A 17231-nucleotide genomic window follows, 5' to 3' on the forward strand; every position below is an offset into this window, starting at 1 on the left:
GTTACTCACCCGTTCGCCGCTAAGTTACAAGAGATGCAAGCATCTCTTGTAACTCCGCTCGACTTGCATGTATTAGGCACGCCGCCAGCGTTCGTCCTGAGCCAGGATCAAACTCTCATGATAGTGGAATGTTGCCATTCCTCATGAGCCATTTTGAATAGCTCGTTTTTTGTCTTTGCTGACTTATTGTTTTTGTTTTCTATGGTTGCCCATAAAAACAAGAAATTGTTTAGTTTTCTTCATCTCTTTGATGAAGTTCCCTACACATTTGGTTTGTCTTCTTTGTTCAGTTTTCAAAGGTCAATGTCTTTCGTTGTCGTTTTGACAACTTCTATATATTATCACCGTCTCTGTTACATGTCAACAAGTTTTTGAAGTTTTTTTATTTTATTTTTAAAAAATAAAAGCGCTTCATTTATCTATAACTCGTGCTTCAACTAAAACAGTAGAGTTAGAATACCATACACTCAATTCTATTGTCAATTGATATTAGTAAAAATTTTTCACTTTTTCATATTTTTGTTAAAGCACATATATTTCCTTTAGTTTTCGTGTTTTATTTCCTAATAAAAAACAAACCGACTATGTGCTTGTTTAACAACACAGTCGGTTTGTTTTAAATGATATTATAGTCTTTCATTTAGCTCTTTGGCTAAATCTTCAAATCCTGGTTTTCCTAATAGAGCAAACATATTCTTCTTATACGCTTCTACCCCAGGTTGGTCAAATGGGTTAACACCATTTAGATAACCTGAAATTCCTACAGCGATTTCGAAGAAGTACATTAGGTAACCTAGTGTATAGGCGTCCATCTCTGGAATGGTGATTAATAGGTTTGGTACTCCACCGTCTGTATGAGCTAATAGGGTTCCTTGGTAAGCTTTTGTGTTTACGAAATCCATTTCTTTTCCTTGTAGGTAGCCTAAGCCGTCTAGGTCTTCTGCTTCTTCTGGAATTAGAATGTCTGCATTCGGTTTTTCTACTTTAATAACAGTTTCAAAAAGGTTTCTTCTGCCTTCTTGAATGTATTGTCCTAATGAGTGTAAATCAGTCGAGAAGTTAGCACTTGATGGGTAGATTCCTTTTTGATCTTTCCCTTCAGATTCGCCAAATAATTGTTTCCACCACTCAGAAAAGTATTGCAAAGTTGGCTCATAGTTAATGAGCAATTCTGTCACTTTACCTTTGCGGTAGAGGATATTACGGATTGCTGCATATTGATAAGCTTGGTTGCTTGCTAAATCTGGATTACTATAGTCATCCATGGCAGCTGCCGCACCTGCCATTAAGGCATCAATATCAGCACCTGTAACTGCAATTGGCAATAATCCAACTGGTGTTAAAACAGTGAAGCGTCCACCGACATCATCTGGAATAACGAATGTTTGGTAGCCTGCCACATCTGCTTCGCTCTTCAAGGCGCCTCTAGCGCGGTCAGTTGTTGCATAAATACGTTTAACGGCTCCTTCTTTACCGTACTTCTTAATCAGTAGATCTTTGAAGACACGGAAAGCAATAGCTGGTTCTGTAGTTGTTCCTGATTTTGAAATTACATTAACTGAAAAATCACGGTCTCCAATGAGTTGGATTAAATCATGTAAGTAAGTTGAACTAATGCTGTTTCCTGCAAACAATACTTGAGGTGTTTTTCTTTCGCTTGCTGGCAAATGATTATAGAAAGCGTTGTTTAAGAATTCAATGGCTGCACGAGCTCCTAGGTAAGAGCCACCAATTCCGATAACAACTAATACTTCTGAATCGCTTTGAATTTGTTTAGCTGCTGCTTTAATTCTAGCAAACTCTTCTTTGTCGTAGTCTTTTGGAAGTTGTACCCATCCAGTAAAATCATTTCCTGCACCAGTTCCGTTGCGTAAGTCCTTGTCGACTGCAGTTACTTGGCTTTGTAGATAATCCACCTCGTGTTGGTCAAAAAAACTTAATGCTTTCGAATAGTCAAATGTAATATGTGGCATAATGAGTTCCTCCTAAATTTATTGAATCATATCTTATATCTCTATCTTGTTCTATTATACGGTAAATCATTTAAAATGTCTTTCACAATAGCCTGCCATTTAGAAAAAGGGTACCCCTGAAATATCAAACTGGTCTATTTGATCCTTCACGTCATTGTAATTCGAAAAGACATATTCTTGGTTATTGACTAAATTAGTTGGCATTTCTAACACATGCTCTTTCACGATGAAAACATATACGGGCATAGCTGACTCTTCTAGTTTGACAGATTTTAAATCAGCTAGCCGTAATTCATCTGCTTGAACATCTACTATAGAAAGAATCATTTTTAAACTGACTGCTAATGCTGTGAAATCATCTTGGCGTTCGCATACAGCAAAATAGGGAGCCGTATTGTCTTTAGTTGTTAATACAAAAACCTCTTCTTGGCTTGTTTGACACACTACTGTTCCTGCAACCATTCCTCTACTTGTTGCAAGTCCCATAAAATCTCCTCCATTTATTATTTCTTGCGTTCTTCCACAAAGACATGTTTAGCTTCATCAATCCATTTAGGAAGGATTTGTGCTAAGGAAGCAAATCCTATTGACGGTGTATATCTTTTCTTAGCTCGTTTACGGTATCCTTCTTGACCACACGGTTCCACTGGCTCTAAAGCTCTAATGGATAGACTAATCTTATTGGTATATTCGTCAATATCTATCACCTTGGCAACCACCGTATCTCCTACAGAGACGAATTCTTTTAAATTATCCATGTAGCCGTGTTTACACTCTGAGATATGGACCAACCCTTGTGTATGGGCATCAAGGGATACGAAGACACCATATGTTTGGATGCCGGTGACATTACCTTCAATAATATCGCCTATTCGATAGTGTTTATCCATAGAATACAGCGCTCCTTTCCTTTTGCTATTGGTTTATTATTCGGATATAACGTCGATAGATTCAATAACAATGTCTTCTTTTGGTTTGTCACGTCCATCTTTATCCGCTTGTTCAATAGCATAAACCACATCCATGCCATCAACTACTTGACCAAAAACAGTATGACGATTGTCTAACCATGGTGTACCTCCGCCCTTTGCGTAGGCTTCTACAATAGCTTCTGGCCATCCACCATCTTTTAATTGTTGTAACATTTGTGCTGGAACTTGTTTAGCTGTAACAATAAAAAATTGGCTACCATTGGTATTTGGGCCTGCATTTGCCATGGAGAGAGCGCCCTTTAGATTAAAAGCTTCTAGTGAAAATTCATCTGCAAAGCTCTTGCCCCAAATTGACTCACCACCCATACCAGTGCCGGTTGGATCTCCACCTTGAATCATAAAGTCTTCAATGACACGGTGGAAAATGATACCATTGTAGTAGCCGTTTTTAGCGTGTGTTAAAAAGTTTTCAACTGTTTTGGGTGCTATCTCTGGAAATAGTGCAATTTTGATATCCCCTTTATTGGTTTTCATGAGCACCAATGGATGTTTTGAGCTTGTTTCTTGTAACTGTGGAAAAGTAGTCATAGTTATCTCCTTCGTTTTCTTAGTTTATATACAGTGTTATTTAACCACATACCGCCATTTATTTCTAGCGTAACAAATTTAATTTTTAAATTTAGGTATTCTTTTAGGGTAAATTTGCCATTTCGTGGTATAGTAGGAGTGGATATTCTTAAAGTGAAAGGTGTTTCATCTTATGACTCTATTACTTAATTACCCTTTAATTGCAGCCTTAGTAGCTATCGTCTTTGCTCAGGTCATCAAATTTCCCATAGCTTACTTTACCAAAGAGAAGCGAGCATCTATTTCTATCGTTACATCTACAGGTGGCATGCCCAGCTCCCACTCGGCAGCAGTTAGTGCATTAATCACTGCTTTGGTACTGGACTATGGTTTTGCTTCCCCCTTTGTAGCTATCGCGACAACGTTTGGTGTTATTGTCATGTTCGACTCAATGGGCGTTCGTAGACAAAGTGGCGAACAAGGGATCTTACTAGCCTACCTTTATGAAGAGCACTTAAAAAATGGCGGACAACCCATCCCAGACATCACCATTGATGAGGAACTCACGGAGAGTGTCTTTGACAAACCGGGTAATCTCATTGTCAAAAAATACTTAGGCCACAAACCTTTGGAGGTTGTTGCCGGTACCTTAACTGGAATCATGGTAGCCTTCTTTTTACGAGGCTTTTTCTAAACATACTCTACAACCAATCTTGGAGGATTTATCTTGAACAACTTAAACAATGATATATATGATATAACAATCATTGGCGGTGGACCAGTTGGGCTATTCACCGCCTTTTATGCGGGATTAAGACAGGCAAAAGTAAAAATCATCGAGAGCCTACCTCAACTAGGAGGACAACCCGGCATGCTCTATCCTGAAAAGACCATCTATGATATCCCCGCTTACCCAGAAGTGTTAGCCGGAACTCTGATTTCTAATCTAAAAAAACAACTAGCCCGCTTTGAAGATACAACCATCTGCTTGGGCGAAGAGGCCTTTCAACTCCAAAAAAATGATGATGGTATCTTCGAAATCACCACTCCCAAAGCTACCCACTACTCCAAAGCCGTCATCATCGCTTGTGGAAATGGTGCCTTCAGACCGAGAAAACTTGAAATTGAGAATGCTGAACTTTATGAATCTAGCAATCTTCATTATTTCGTGAACAATCTTGAGCAATTCAGGGATCGAACCGTTGCCATCTGTGGTGGTGGAGATTCTGCCGTCGACTGGGCACTAACGTTGGAACCGATAGCCAAAAAAGTAATTGTCGTTCATAGACGTAACCAGTTTCGTGCCCAAGAGCACAGTGTTGCCCAAATGCAAAATTCTTCCATTAAAGTATTGACACCCTATGTTCCCCTTCGTGTCAATGGTGATGGCAAAAAGCTACATTCGGTGACCTTTAAAGAAGCTCGTGGAGAGCACGAAGAAGAGTTGGCACTAGATGATTTTTTAGTCAATTACGGCTTCTCCTCTTCCATTGGTTCTATGAAAACATGGGGCTTCATAGTTGAACGAAACTCTATTTTAACCAATAGTAAGATGGAAACGACACTTGAGGGCGTCTATGCCGTTGGAGATATTGCCACCTATTCTGGCAAAGTCAAGGTGATAGCCACTGGATTTGGTGAGGCACCGACAGCCGTCAACAATGCCATGGCCTATATCAATCCCGACCAACGCGTCCAACCAATGCATTCAACCTCAATTTTTTAGTCAACCACTATAACAAATAACCCTATTAGGAGGAACTTATGAAAACAGAAACAGAACTACACAAGAGAGCCTTGGAACTACTAAAAGAACGTGGCATCAAAATCGACGACATTGCCGAACTGGTCATGTTCTTACAAAATAAATATGTAAAAAATCTAACCTTAGAATTCTGCAAAGAGAATATCGAAGCGGTTTTGTTAAAACGTGAAGTACAAAACGCTATCATCACAGGGATTGAGCTGGATATTTTAGCTGAACAAAACAAACTATCACAACCATTAAATGATATTCTAACAGAAGATGAAGGCTTATATGGGCTAGATGAAATTCTTGCCTTATCTATTGTGAATGTATACGGCTCAATTGGCTTTACTAACTATGGTTACATTGATAAAGTAAAACCTGGTATTTTACAAAAATTAAACGATAAAACAGATGAAGAATGTCATACTTTTTTAGATGATATTGTTGGTGCTATTGCAGCTGCTGCAGCTAGTCGTATTGCCCACTCAGACCCAAACAAAAGTACTATTATGAAATAAGAAAAATATATTCTCCCACTCATTTATTACAAACAAAAGAGTTTTGCGAAAACCTTATCAGAAATGAGGACGGTGGCACCGCCGACAGCATTGATCTCACTGGCTTAGCTGTACACCGTTATTTCTGATAAGGTTTTCGCAAAACTCTTTTATTTGTATAGCAGCCTGGACTTTTTCCCGACTTTTGCACTTGCAGAAAAAAATAAGTCGACAAACACCTACAGCCACAAGGGTTACACAAAATATAATCAATTAACACTTGTATATATATAGTAGTTTTGCTATAATGGTTAAATAAAAGTTTTGTATATAAATTTACTATTTTTTGATAAAAAAGCTAATTTATCATATGATTTTTGATAAATTTATCCTATAAGAAATAAGTATTTATCAAATTTAGATGCATAAAATTATTATTTCATTTGAGAAAACAGAGTAATTTTGACTGAATACTATGCAAAAATATTGAAAATGAAATGAATTCCTCATTGATGACATTAAAAACTTGAAAAAACTGTATATATACTCTTAAAAAAATAAAAACACCACTAAAACCCTTTAGTAACAAGGGGTTTGGTGGTGTTTTCTTTCATTCAAGTGCAAAAGTCGGGAGGTTTTCGCAAAACTCTTTTATTTGTATAGCAGCCTGGACTTTTTGCCCAACTCCGATGCCACCGTTATAATTTGTGATTCTTTTCTGGGACTACTAACTTTAGTTCATTGTCTTGGTTTCAAGCTATTTTTAATGGCTGTATGGGCTAGGAAGAGGCCAAGCATTAACAGAATAAAAACTGCTGCAAAACAGACAAGGAAAAAGTCTTGTGGCAGTGCTGCAATGACAGGATCAGTCCTAACGTCAAAAATCCATGCATCATTATTAAAGAAGACCTTGTGGAAGAAGACAAATAATGGGTCAAAGAAGAAGGCCACCATGGTTAAAACCACGAACGGAAGCATGAGTAACAGTTTTAAGGGATTGAGCAAAAGCCATAACTTACCTTCTCTTTGAAGCCATTTTGCCCCATAGTATAAGATACCCAAAGTCACCACCACAACTACATAATCAACCATAAACAGTCGTTTCACTTCATGAAAATGAAAAAGTCCCTGTTCAGAACTGGGAAAGTTGGTCATGACTAGTTGTGAAACCCATGGCTTAGTCAAATAATCCATCAGTTGCTGATAATTGTTTTCCAGTTGAAGCTTGGATAAACCAGTCATACTTTCAATATCAAACCAACCAATGGCCATACTGTATAGTGGTCGATAGAAAATGACAAATAAGATAGAAATACTCAAAATAAACAGGAACAAACTAATTGCGGTCAACCATTTTATCACTCTTGTTTTATTCATCTCAAACTCCACTGACTTAGGTCTGTTATGACATGGGTGGGTTGTTTTTCTTTGCCTTTGATATCGTCAAGGGTTGAAAAACCAGTTAAGACCATCAATGTGTCCATACCGAAATCAATACCAGCTAAAATATCGGTTTGATAGTTGTCCCCTACCATGACTAGATCTTCTTTGCTTAACAAGGTTGCCTCTTCTTGGTTGGACTGCAACATGTGGTTAAGTTTGTCTAACGCTCCCTGCATAATGATGGGGCTTGGCTTACCAATCATAATGGGTTCTGTTTGAGTAGCTGCACGTAAGAATGCCGTGATAGCTCCAGAACCTGGAACAAATCCTCGTTCCGTTGGCATGTTGGTGTCCCCATTGGTCACGATATAAGGCAGCCCCTCTCGAATAGCAAGGGTTGCTTTTTCTAACTTTTGATACGTTAACTCCCTGTCCAAGGCTTGCACAATAAAGTCAGGGTCTTGATCAACCACTTGGTAGCCAGCTAATTGGAGTTGTTCTTTTAAAGCTTTCTCTCCAATAACAAAGGCTTTTTGACCAGTAATATGCTCTTTAATATAGTCGGCAGTCGCAACACCACTGGTATAGACTAAATCAGGCAAAACAGTGATATGGTAATGGTTTGCCAAATTATCCGCCACTTCTTGTGGTGTCTTAGTGGCATTATTGGTCACAAATAAAAATGGAATCTCCTCCAGTTGAAGTCTTTCGATAAACTTCTCTGCACTTGGTATACGGTCCTTGCCCTTATAAATGGTGCCGTCTAAATCAATTAAATATGCTTTGTAGCGTAAGGTCATTGTTACCTCCAAATTTTATTAAGCTCTATTACAGCTTAATTTTTTAGTCATTGGTTTGTCGAATTTCAAATCGTTTTTTAGGGTCTTTTTTTATATCTGGCTTTTGGATTTGTCCCTTCTTTTTTGAAGCAGGGACTTTTCGATGAGTTTTTACAGATACCTTTTCTTCATGGTTTTCTTTGATAGCAAATTGTTTTGCTGCATTAGCCGTCTTTTTATGGTGTTCTACCTCTGGTGCTGATTTCGTTGCTTTTTTATGTTTTTGAGTTTGGTTTACTTTAGCTTTTTGTCGTTTATTTTCTTGGTTTTGGTGTGGACGTTCTTGTTGAACAGTGGCTTTTTGTGCTGAATGTTGTTGACGTTGACGGCTTTTCTTGGAAAGGCTAGGTTCTGGAATTGGGTCTCCCTCTCGTTGAATAACAAAGTAGGCACAGCCAAAATTGCAGTATTCGTATAAATAATCTTGTAAGAATTGAATTTTTTTGTCCTGACCGCCAAAGTTGCTAGAGTTTTTATAAAATCCTTTGAGACGCAACTGGTCATAGCCCCAGTCTCCTACAATATAATCGTATTTATTCAAGACTTCATTGTATCGTCCATTTAATGCATCCACTTGAAAAGCATCTTTGTGGTTGGACACCAAGCTATAATCGACTCCATTAATTTGGAGATGCGTCTCATCCAACATGACCACTAGCTTAGGCTCTGCCGGCTCCGTCTCTTGACTAAATTCTGTCAGAGCTATGGTCAACTCCTCTTCAATCGTCAAATTTTTTGTTTCATCTGTCATTATGTCACCTTTTTCTGTTAAATTTGTCCTAATAATTAGTTGTTTTAGTTTGGCTTACCCCATTGATTTTGTAGGTACATGCCAACAATATCTCTGAAAAAATAGGGGTAGAGTATTTGGTTGACTCCTGCTTCCTCGATTTGTGAAAAGAATCGAACGAATCGTAGGTGGTCAACCGATACAAAAGTATACTCGTTAGCCTCGACTAGGCTTTGTCCTAAAATCCGAATATCATCTTCTCTTGGTAAAACCTCTATACCGCGATAGACTAAGCGTCCAAAGACCTGACCTCTAAAGCCATTTCCCTTTATTGGAAGGTCCTTTAGGGAATCCTGTTGGCGCTCAAAATTTTTGATTAACTGATAGAAATCTGCGCCCTTTAGAGTGCAGGTATTGAGATGCATCGGATGCGGTAATCCCTCGTGTAACTCATTTCTAGTCAGTAATCCTTTATGAAAATCTGCCAAAAATAGTCCTGTTGATAGAACTCCAATTGGAATATCTGAAAAATCTGTGATGGCAGCTAAAGCTAATTGTACCATTTGATTATCCTGTCGCCAATCTTTCTTGAAATCTTTTGGCAATAAAGCAATAGTCTGCCTCTTTAGCATATCTTTTCCATCATTAAAGAGCTGGCTACTGCGAGATAGTTCACGACCTGTTGCCGGTAGGTCTTGAACGGAATGTAACACTTCTACTGTATCAATCACTTGCCCATTGTCAATGGTTAAGGTAAGCTCTCCTAAATATTGACCGAATTTCCCTCCGCCAGTCAGCAAAGTCTCGCCCACCCACTCACCATGCTCAAAAACGTGATGTGTATGTGCTCCTAAGATAACTGAGATTTCTGGAAATTCCTCGGCAATTTTTCGGTCATCACAAATACCAAGATGTGATAAAAGTATGATGGTATCAGCCTGCTCTTTGACTTCCTCAAGAATCTGTGGCAAAACATCTTGATAGTCCTCAACTAACCAACCATTAGGCAAATAGCTTGCTGGAAATGGTGACGTCAAACCGATAAAGGCCAGTTTACATCCTGCAATTTCTTTTAGAATATAGGGTTTAGCAAAGGATAGAAGTTGCTGACTCTCTAAGTATTTCATATTGGCTAGGCATACCTCAAAGTTGACATTTTTGTAGATATTCACCAATTGCTGTGGGGAGTTGCCCAAACCCTCGTTGTTGCCAATGGTTATCATGTCAACTTGAGCTTCCTCTAACAAAGAACCAGCAATCGCACTTTCAGTTGCCTCGATTAGGGGATGAACACGGTCCGCAAAATCACCCAAATCCAAATGCAAGACACTCTGCCCCTGTGCAAGTAATTCCTGTTTGCGATTTAGATAATAGGAAACCTGTCGCTCCCATAAATCAAAATGGGAATGCAAATCATTGCTATGAAATATGTGTAATGTATGTGCCATTTGAACCCCTCATATGTCTTAGATCTTTTTTGATATGGTTAATTGTCAAACCAAGTAGCATTGGTCAGTTCAGCTAATTGTAGTGGATTAATTTCCATTTGAATGCCACGCTTGCCAGCTGAAATACGAATGCTGGACTGGGCTTTGGCGCTACTTTCGATATAGGTTGGGAAGTGTTTTTTCATACCTACTGGTGAGCAACCTCCACGAACATAGCCCGTCACTTTTTCTAGGTCGCTAAGTGGAAAGAGCTCCACTCGTTTGTTGCCTGATACCTTGGCTACTTTTTTCAAATCAACTTCTTTATCTGCCGCTATACAAACCACCAGATAAGGGACACGATCTCCTTTTAGAACAATGGTTTTGTAGACTTGTTGCAAAGAAACTCCCATCTCTTGTCCTACATGAAAAGCATCTAGGTGCTCTTCTGACCAGGGGTATTCGTGTAGTTGATAGGGTATCTTCGCCTTTTCCACCATTCGAACCGCATTAGTTTTTATATTCGCTTTCTTCTTCATAAGTTCACCTCTGTATGACTATTTTATCATATGCTTGCGGTAAAATCAGGTTTCGATTACTCTACTCATTTAGGCTTGTTTACTAAAATGTGAGCTGGGCAAAAGTCCAAATGGTAACCAAATAAAAGAGTTCCCCAGAAATCTATCCGAAATAACGGTGTAAAGCATAGCTGATGCACAGTGGATGTTTCGGCTTCAGCCGATTTACAGCCACGTAGACAGCTAAGCCAGTGAGACCTTGGCTCACGGCGGTGCCACCGTTCCCATTTCTGATAGATTTCTGGGGAACTCTTTTATGATTTAGACAAAAACCCTATTCTTAATAGATTTACCCTTTTTCCTCTAGCAATTGGTTATAGACCATTCCTTCTCTTAGCGGTTGGCTGTCTCCACCTAGAGCGTCTACTAGGCTATAGGCAAATTCAAAGACTGCTGCTGGTCCTCTTCCAGTGATGATACGTCCATCCATTTCTACGATAGAGCCAGTGTAGGTTCCACTAGGTAGAATTTCTTCTTCAAAGCTTGGGTAGCAAGTGAAGTTTTTGCCTTCTAGTAATCCAGCCTCGTGAAGCGCAATTGGTGCAGCACAGATGGCCGTAATCCACGCACCTATCTCATCATGCTTTTGTAAAAAACGGATAACTTGAGGATCTTCTTTTAAGTGCTTTGCACCTGGCATGCCACCCGGCAGAAATACCATGTGATAAGCCTTATCCATCACATTTTCTAGTACATCATTCATGCTAACTTCAATACCGTGAGCTCCCCTAATGTGCATGGCATCCAAACCAATCATATCTACCTGCATATCTGCTCGTCTCAAAATATCAATCGTTGCAATGGCTTCAATCTCTTCAAAACCGGTTGCCATTAATACTGCGACTTGTTTCATGGAACACTCCTCCTGAAAAGTTATTTTTTAAACATACCTAAAATACCACGTGAGATGACCTTTCCAACCTCTCTACCGACTGTAGACATAAAATTCTTGGTGAATCGATCCATAGTCGAGTCCGTCTTACGACCAGCCGGCGTTGAACTTCTAGCTTGGCGTTCCAACTCTTTTTCTTGCTTCAAACGCTCTTTTTCTTCCAATTGTTGAGCCTTCAAATCTTCTTGTGCCTTTAAATCCATTTGCGCTTGCTCATTTAAGGTTTGCTCCATTTTTAAGAGCTCCTCATGGGCAGACTGACGGTCGATAGGCTCAGAATATTTATTGTAAAACTTAGATTTGTTGATAATCTCTTGCCTTACCAAAGGATCCACCACACCCATCAAACTCTTTGGCGGGAAAATGGTTGCAATATCAGCAAAGCTTGGTGACCCATCTTCTCTTAAGAAAGAAACGACTGCTTGGCCCACCTTGAGATTAGTAATCTCTGCCACCAAATCTCGTTCTTGATCCTGACGAAAGGTTTCGGCTACTGCTTTAACACTTTTTTGCTCCTTAGGGGTAAATGCTCGCAAACCATGTTGGATACGGTGACCCAATTGACTAGCAACGGAATCGGGAATATCAGTCGGATTTTGCGTTACAAAGAATATACCAATTCCCTTAGAACGAATGAGGCGAACGATTAATTCAACCTTTTCAATCACCTCAGGGTTCGTGTTTTGGAATAATAAATGGGCTTCATCAAAGAAAAAGACCATCTTAGGTTTCTCTAAGTCTCCTACTTCTGGTAGGCTTTCATACAATTCCGATAAAAACCACAATAAGAACGTTGAATACAATTTTGGTGTTAAGAATAATTTTTCGGAAGCTAGAATGTTGATGACACCACGCCCATCGCTATCCACTTGTAGTAAATCAGCAATTTCAAAAGCTGGCTCACCAAAGAAAACATCGCCACCTTGCTCTTCTAGAACCAATAAACTTCTTAGAATAGCACCAATGGATTGCTGCGCAATATTCCCATATAAGGAACGTAATTCGCCTGCTTTAGAAGCCACATAGTTAAGCATAGCTCTCAAGTCTTTCAGATCAATTAAAAGCAAGCCCTCATCATCAGCCACTTTAAAGGCAATGTTTAAGATTCCCTCTTGTGTATCATTAAGCCCTAATAATTGCGATAAGAGGATTGGTCCCATTTCAGAGATGGTCGTGCGAATCGCTATGCCGTCCTGACCTCTTACATCCCAGAACTGGGTTGGGTATGAGCTAGGTTCATAATCTAGGTAGTCCAAACTAGTTAACCGTTCCTGAATTTTATCAGTAACTTCCCCTGCTTGAGCTAGACTAGCCAAGTCTCCCTTGATATCCGATAGAAATACAGGTATCCCCTGTTCACTTAGTTGCTCTGCCAAAACTTTTAAGGTAACTGTTTTACCAGTTCCCGTTGCACCAGCAATAATGCCGTGTCGATTGAGTTTATTACATAAGAGTACTGCAGGTTCACTACCTTTTCCAATTACCACTTGTGTCGCCATTGTTATCCCTCTCATTTCTAAAGAATTCTACACCCTTACATTAGTATAGACGCAGCAAAAAGTCCATTTATTTAATTGCTTTTATCCATAATTTTATTTTGTAGTAAAAGTTAGGTTTTATGAAGTTGACTACTAGTTAAAATAACTGTATTGTTAAAGATAGGAAATAACTAAAACTATCCTGGAGGTTTCTCTAATGAAATGGAAGATTATTACTGACTCAGGTTGTGACTTGAGAGAAATGGATCCTATCGCTCCCAATACCGAGTATGTAAATGTCCCTTTAACAATTCAAGTTGGAGAGAGAGCATTTGTTGACTCAAAAGACCTTGATATTAATCAAATGATGACAGAGATGTATGCTTACGAAGGGAAAACCTCATCTTCTTGCCCAAGCCCTGAAGCTTATGTGTCCAGTTTTGAAGGAGCCGACAACGTTCTAGTCGTTACGATTACAGGCACCTTATCTGGCAGTTATAACAGCGCTGAGTTGGCTAAAAAGATCTATCTAGAACAACACCCAAACGCTAATGTTCATGTATACAACACCCTTTCCGCTTCCGGTGAAATGATCCTATTAGCTCAAAAATTAAATCAACTTATTGAAGAAGGTTTAGGCTTTGACCAAGTAGTTAAAGAAGGTCAAGACTATTTAAACTCAACCCGTCTGCTATTCGTCTTAGCAAATGTAGACAACCTAGTCAAAAATGGCCGCCTCAATAAATTAATTGGCCGTGTCGTTGGTCTCCTAAACATCCGCATGGTGGGTCGTGCAAGTGATGAAGGAACACTTGAATTACTTCAAAAACCACGTGGACAAAAGAAAGCTGTTGCTGCTCTATTTAATGAGATGCTAAAAGCAGGCTACCAAGGTGGTCGCGTCTTTATTAGCCACTGCAACAATCCAGAAATATGTGCACAAATCACCATAGCTGTTCACGAAAAATTCCCAGGTGCAGATATCCAAAGCATCCCAACTAGTGGGCTGTGCAGTTACTATGCAGAACAAGCTGGTATTTTGATGGGATATGAAGTAAACAAATAGGTATTGGCTCAACTTAAAAAAGCTAGAAAAAATCGAAATTGATTTTTTCTAGCTTTTTTAGTTTTCAAATCAACTGAGCAAAAAACCCATTTTACGGCTTAGACAACAGACCTTCCAACGCTTAACCGATAAAATTTCTCAGTCCGTACTCGCTGTTCTTTGATAAAATAGATACCCTAAAACACATACAAAGGAACAAAAACCGATAAAGATGACCGTTGTCACTGGATGAGCGATGAATGAGCCTAAAAATATCATCAAACTACTCAAAATGCCCAATAAAGGTGCAAGACTGTTTTTAAAACTTTTTTTCAGTACCCCTGTTTTTCTTAAGTTTAAAATTTTTACATACAGAATTAAGTAGCACAAGTAACTAAACGTGATAGCCAACTCACTGACATCGCCACCTTTTAGAATGTCATATCTTTGCGTCACATAATGAATAGCCATCCAAACTAAGGCAATAACGAGCGATAATAGCATAGAGTTTTTGGCAGGCCGAAGAGTCAAGTCATTGGATATAAATGCTTGCGGCAACATCTGTTTATTTGCCAAGACTTCAGGCATTCGGATACTACCCATAGTCATACCGTTGCTGACACCTAGGATTGAGATCAATATAAAGAGGGTGATGAAGATACCACCATATTGACCAAAAATATCTTTCCCAACTGTGTAAATGGCATTATCCCCTAATGACAAAACTTGCTCTGAACCCAGAAGTGTCACCAAGCCGATAAAATAAGCTAAATAAGCAACTAGAACAACTAATGGACCAATAAATAAAGCCAAAGGGACATTACGTTTTCCATTCTTTATCTGAGGTGAGATGTTCAGTACAACCGTCCAACCATCATACGAAAAGGCCATTGGTGCCAAAGCAGCTAGCCAGGCAAAAGAAGACCCCATTTGGACAGTGTCTGGACTGCTATCACTGACACCTTGTCCATTCAATACTCCTAAAACAGCGATCAATATCAAGGGTATTAATTTGATAAAGGTAGAGCCACTTTGAAAGGCAGCGCCGAATCTCATAGAAAGGTAGTTAACTCCGTAGAAAAACAAGAGATAAGCCGTTCCGATTAAGGTAGCAACTTCTAAAGAGAAATCGATGCCTAAAATTTGTAAGGTGTAAATTCCTCCAACCCAAGAGACGACTACGTTGATAGTCGGAAGATATAGGAAGGTCTGAAACCAGGCAAAGGCACTGGACGCTTTGGGAGAAATAAATTCTTGGAAAAAACCAACTACGCCTCCCGATGCGCTTGAAATGCCTGCCAATTCTGAAAGACTGATACTACCAAAAGTAATCCCCAAGGCTCCCATCACAAAAATGATAACCCCTAAGGTAACATTGCCCCCAGTAGCTCTCAGAACATCATCTGCTTTAAAGAAAATCCCTGAACCAATACAAATTCCTACAATCATCGAAATAGCTGTAAACAAACTATACTGTTCATTCTTTTTTGACATAAAACTAACCTTCTTTTCTACGGATTTTTTGCCACACCTAACTTTAAATCAAAGATTTCAGTTCAATTTCTGGGTGTTTATCTTTAAACCAGTTTAAGGCGAATTGGTTTTCAAAAAGAAAGACTGGTTGATTAAAACGATCACGGCACAAAATATTGCGGCTAGATGACATGTTCGGGTCTAAAACATCTTCATCAATCCAGCGAGCGATTTTACTACCAATTGGTGTCATAACAACTTCAGCATTGTATTCATTCAAGAGGCGGTATTGGAAAACCTCAAACTGCAATTGCCCCACCGCTCCGAGAATATAATCTCCAGTATGGTAGGTTTTGTACAATTGAATAGCCCCTTCTTGAACCAATTGCTCGATTCCTTTATGGAAGGATTTTTGTTTCATAACATTCTTAGCAGAAACACGGTTAAAAAGCTCTGGAGTAAATTGTGGTAGTGGTTCGAATTGCAGCGCTGATTTGCCTGAATAGATGGTATCCCCAATCTGGAAGTTTCCGGTGTCATACAGACCGATAATGTCACCAGCTACCGCCGTCTTGACTGTTTCACGGCTATCCGCCATAAACTGAGTAGTGTGAGACAACTTCATCTTCTTTTGTGAGCGATTGACCGTAACATCCATTCCTGGTTCAAATTCACCAGAACAGATTCTGACAAAGGCAATCCGGTCTCTGTGAGCTGGATTCATATTGGCTTGAATCTTAAAGATAAAGCCAGTAAATTGTGGGTCTAGTGGGTCAACTTCCACACCATCTTCAGTCATCTTACTAGATGGGCTTGGTGCAAAATCAACAAACGCATCTAAAAAGGTCTGTACGCCAAAACCTGTTAAGGCTGAACCAAAAAAGACAGGTGTCAGCTTGCCTTTAGCAATGGCTTCAGGTGAGAATTCATTTCCAGCTTCGTTCAAAAGTTGCGCATCTTCAATAGCTTGGTCATAAATGGTAGATTGTTTGAAGGCAAAGTCCCCATCTACATGTCCTTCTTCATTTAAGGGAAGAAAGTCATTATCTCCATTTGCCTCAGGATGTGTTAGCTCTACTCGTTGATTATAAAGGTCATACAGTCCTAGGAAGTTTTTCCCCATCCCCATAGGCCAGTTCATCGGATAAGCATCAATACCCAACACTTCTTCTAATTCTGCTACCAATTCTAAAGGCTCTCTTCCATCACGGTCCATTTTATTGATGAAGGTAAAGATAGGAATGCCACGTCTACTAACAACTTCAAATAGTTTCTTCGTTTGTGGTTCAATCCCTTTGGCGCTGTCAATCACCATGACTGCACTATCCACTGCCATCAAGGTACGGTAGGTGTCTTCCGAGAAGTCCTCATGTCCTGGTGTGTCTACGATGTTAATGTGTTTATTGTCATATTCCACTTGCATAACAGAACTAGTGACAGAAATCCCTCTTTGCTTTTCAATTTCCATCCAGTCTGATTTGGCGAATTTGCCAGATTTCTTTCCTTTTACCGTTCCAGCTTGTCTAATAGCGCCTCCGAATAAGAGCAATTGTTCTGTTATGGTTGTTTTACCCGCATCCGGATGGGAAATAATCGCAAAGGTACGGCGTGATTCTACTTCTTGTTTCATTGTTTGTGTCATTCGTTCATCCTCATTTTCTTTCAAC

The 17231-nt window shown here is 39.4% G+C and carries 17 protein-coding genes and 1 rRNA gene; 4 read left to right on the forward strand and 14 right to left on the reverse strand.

Annotation, left to right across the window (positions count from 1 at the left end; all coding sequences use genetic code 11):
- The 5 genes from NPA36_RS02235 to NPA36_RS02255 all read right to left on the reverse strand — a co-directional run.
- A 16S ribosomal RNA gene (locus NPA36_RS02235) occupies positions 1 to 123 on the reverse strand; the annotation flags it as partial.
- Positions 124 to 626: 503 nt separating this feature from the next.
- Positions 627 to 1973, reverse strand: coding sequence for a glucose-6-phosphate isomerase (locus NPA36_RS02240; protein ID WP_256944478.1), 1347 nt, complete (start codon positions 1971 to 1973; stop codon positions 627 to 629).
- 99 nt (positions 1974 to 2072) lie between these two features.
- Positions 2073 to 2459 (reverse strand): hypothetical protein, encoded by a 387-nt coding sequence (locus NPA36_RS02245; RefSeq protein ID WP_256944479.1) that lies wholly within the window; start codon positions 2457 to 2459, stop codon positions 2073 to 2075.
- A 17-nt stretch (positions 2460 to 2476) separates the two neighbouring features.
- Entirely contained in the window at positions 2477 to 2863 is a 387-nt protein-coding gene (locus tag NPA36_RS02250; RefSeq protein WP_256944480.1) for a CvfD/Ygs/GSP13 family RNA-binding post-transcriptional regulator, read from the reverse strand.
- A 36-nt stretch (positions 2864 to 2899) separates the two neighbouring features.
- Positions 2900 to 3493, reverse strand: a complete 594-nt coding sequence (locus NPA36_RS02255) for a peptidylprolyl isomerase (protein WP_256944481.1) — start codon at positions 3491 to 3493, stop codon at positions 2900 to 2902.
- A gap of 172 nt (positions 3494 to 3665) precedes the next feature.
- On the opposite strand from NPA36_RS02255, the gene NPA36_RS02260 reads away from it, so the two are divergent.
- The 3 genes from NPA36_RS02260 to NPA36_RS02270 are packed head-to-tail and all read left to right on the forward strand — an operon-like array spanning position 3666 to position 5740.
- Entirely contained in the window at positions 3666 to 4166 is a 501-nt protein-coding gene (locus NPA36_RS02260; RefSeq protein ID WP_256944482.1) for a divergent PAP2 family protein, read from the forward strand.
- A gap of 33 nt (positions 4167 to 4199) precedes the next feature.
- Positions 4200 to 5198, forward strand: coding sequence for an NAD(P)/FAD-dependent oxidoreductase (locus tag NPA36_RS02265; RefSeq protein WP_256944483.1), 999 nt, complete (start codon positions 4200 to 4202; stop codon positions 5196 to 5198).
- Positions 5199 to 5236: 38 nt separating this feature from the next.
- Positions 5237 to 5740: a phosphatidylglycerophosphatase A family protein gene (locus NPA36_RS02270; RefSeq protein WP_256944484.1), complete on the forward strand. Its 504-nt coding sequence runs from the start codon at positions 5237 to 5239 to the stop codon at positions 5738 to 5740.
- A gap of 717 nt (positions 5741 to 6457) precedes the next feature.
- Here NPA36_RS02270 and NPA36_RS02275 read toward each other — a convergent pair.
- The 7 genes from NPA36_RS02275 to NPA36_RS02305 all read right to left on the reverse strand — a co-directional run bounded on the left by NPA36_RS02275 (position 6458) and on the right by NPA36_RS02305 (position 13067).
- On the reverse strand, positions 6458 to 7096 hold the full coding sequence (locus NPA36_RS02275) for a TIGR01906 family membrane protein (RefSeq protein WP_256944485.1): 639 nt from the start codon (positions 7094 to 7096) through the stop codon (positions 6458 to 6460).
- Complete coding sequence (locus NPA36_RS02280) at positions 7093 to 7902, reverse strand: TIGR01457 family HAD-type hydrolase (protein ID WP_256944486.1); 810 nt, start codon at positions 7900 to 7902, stop codon at positions 7093 to 7095. The genes NPA36_RS02275 and NPA36_RS02280 overlap by 4 nt, the downstream gene beginning before the upstream one ends.
- Before the next feature lie 43 nt (positions 7903 to 7945).
- The gene (locus NPA36_RS02285; RefSeq protein ID WP_256944487.1) at positions 7946 to 8692 is read right to left on the reverse strand and encodes a YutD family protein; all 747 of its coding nucleotides are present in this window, start codon (positions 8690 to 8692) and stop codon (positions 7946 to 7948) included.
- Positions 8693 to 8736: 44 nt separating this feature from the next.
- Positions 8737 to 10119, reverse strand: coding sequence for a bifunctional metallophosphatase/5'-nucleotidase (locus NPA36_RS02290; RefSeq protein WP_256944488.1), 1383 nt, complete (start codon positions 10117 to 10119; stop codon positions 8737 to 8739).
- A gap of 38 nt (positions 10120 to 10157) precedes the next feature.
- On the reverse strand, positions 10158 to 10637 hold the full coding sequence (gene ybaK, locus NPA36_RS02295) for a Cys-tRNA(Pro) deacylase (protein WP_256944489.1): 480 nt from the start codon (positions 10635 to 10637) through the stop codon (positions 10158 to 10160).
- A 328-nt stretch (positions 10638 to 10965) separates the two neighbouring features.
- Positions 10966 to 11529 carry a DJ-1 family glyoxalase III gene (locus NPA36_RS02300; protein ID WP_256944490.1) on the reverse strand — a complete coding sequence of 188 codons (564 nt, stop codon included), beginning with the start codon at positions 11527 to 11529 and terminating at the stop codon, positions 10966 to 10968.
- Positions 11530 to 11549: 20 nt separating this feature from the next.
- Positions 11550 to 13067: a DUF853 domain-containing protein gene (locus NPA36_RS02305; RefSeq protein WP_256944491.1), complete on the reverse strand. Its 1518-nt coding sequence runs from the start codon at positions 13065 to 13067 to the stop codon at positions 11550 to 11552.
- A gap of 196 nt (positions 13068 to 13263) precedes the next feature.
- Here NPA36_RS02305 and NPA36_RS02310 point away from each other — a divergent pair, with 196 nt between their 5' ends.
- Positions 13264 to 14112, forward strand: coding sequence for a DegV family protein (locus tag NPA36_RS02310; RefSeq protein ID WP_256944492.1), 849 nt, complete (start codon positions 13264 to 13266; stop codon positions 14110 to 14112).
- A gap of 138 nt (positions 14113 to 14250) precedes the next feature.
- On the opposite strand, the gene NPA36_RS02315 is transcribed toward NPA36_RS02310, so the two are convergent.
- Entirely contained in the window at positions 14251 to 15585 is a 1335-nt protein-coding gene (locus NPA36_RS02315) for an APC family permease (RefSeq protein WP_256944493.1), read from the reverse strand.
- Positions 15586 to 15628: 43 nt separating this feature from the next.
- Positions 15629 to 17206, reverse strand: a complete 1578-nt coding sequence (locus NPA36_RS02320) for a peptide chain release factor 3 (RefSeq protein WP_256944494.1) — start codon at positions 17204 to 17206, stop codon at positions 15629 to 15631.
- Positions 17207 to 17231 lie beyond the last annotated feature (25 nt).

Origin of the sequence: Granulicatella seriolae, assembly GCF_024543085.1 — a bacterium.
In the GTDB taxonomy this organism is placed as follows: Bacteria; Bacillota; Bacilli; order Lactobacillales; family Aerococcaceae; genus Granulicatella; species Granulicatella seriolae.

Coding starts and splice junctions, on each gene's coding strand:
- NPA36_RS02240 (WP_256944478.1), bottom strand. CDS start 1,973: ATGCCACATATTACATTTGACTATTCGAAAGCATTAAGTTTTTTTGAC.
- NPA36_RS02245 (WP_256944479.1), bottom strand. CDS start 2,459: ATGGGACTTGCAACAAGTAGAGGAATGGTTGCAGGAACAGTAGTGTGT.
- NPA36_RS02250 (WP_256944480.1), bottom strand. CDS start 2,863: ATGGATAAACACTATCGAATAGGCGATATTATTGAAGGTAATGTCACC.
- NPA36_RS02255 (WP_256944481.1), bottom strand. CDS start 3,493: ATGACTACTTTTCCACAGTTACAAGAAACAAGCTCAAAACATCCATTG.
- NPA36_RS02260 (WP_256944482.1), top strand. CDS start 3,666: ATGACTCTATTACTTAATTACCCTTTAATTGCAGCCTTAGTAGCTATC.
- NPA36_RS02270 (WP_256944484.1), top strand. CDS start 5,237: ATGAAAACAGAAACAGAACTACACAAGAGAGCCTTGGAACTACTAAAA.
- NPA36_RS02275 (WP_256944485.1), bottom strand. CDS start 7,096: ATGAATAAAACAAGAGTGATAAAATGGTTGACCGCAATTAGTTTGTTC.
- NPA36_RS02280 (WP_256944486.1), bottom strand. CDS start 7,902: ATGACCTTACGCTACAAAGCATATTTAATTGATTTAGACGGCACCATT.
- NPA36_RS02285 (WP_256944487.1), bottom strand. CDS start 8,692: ATGACAGATGAAACAAAAAATTTGACGATTGAAGAGGAGTTGACCATA.
- NPA36_RS02290 (WP_256944488.1), bottom strand. CDS start 10,119: ATGGCACATACATTACACATATTTCATAGCAATGATTTGCATTCCCAT.
- ybaK (WP_256944489.1), bottom strand. CDS start 10,637: ATGAAGAAGAAAGCGAATATAAAAACTAATGCGGTTCGAATGGTGGAA.
- NPA36_RS02300 (WP_256944490.1), bottom strand. CDS start 11,529: ATGAAACAAGTCGCAGTATTAATGGCAACCGGTTTTGAAGAGATTGAA.
- NPA36_RS02305 (WP_256944491.1), bottom strand. CDS start 13,067: ATGGCGACACAAGTGGTAATTGGAAAAGGTAGTGAACCTGCAGTACTC.
- NPA36_RS02310 (WP_256944492.1), top strand. CDS start 13,264: ATGAAATGGAAGATTATTACTGACTCAGGTTGTGACTTGAGAGAAATG.
- NPA36_RS02315 (WP_256944493.1), bottom strand. CDS start 15,585: ATGTCAAAAAAGAATGAACAGTATAGTTTGTTTACAGCTATTTCGATG.
- NPA36_RS02320 (WP_256944494.1), bottom strand. CDS start 17,206: ATGACACAAACAATGAAACAAGAAGTAGAATCACGCCGTACCTTTGCG.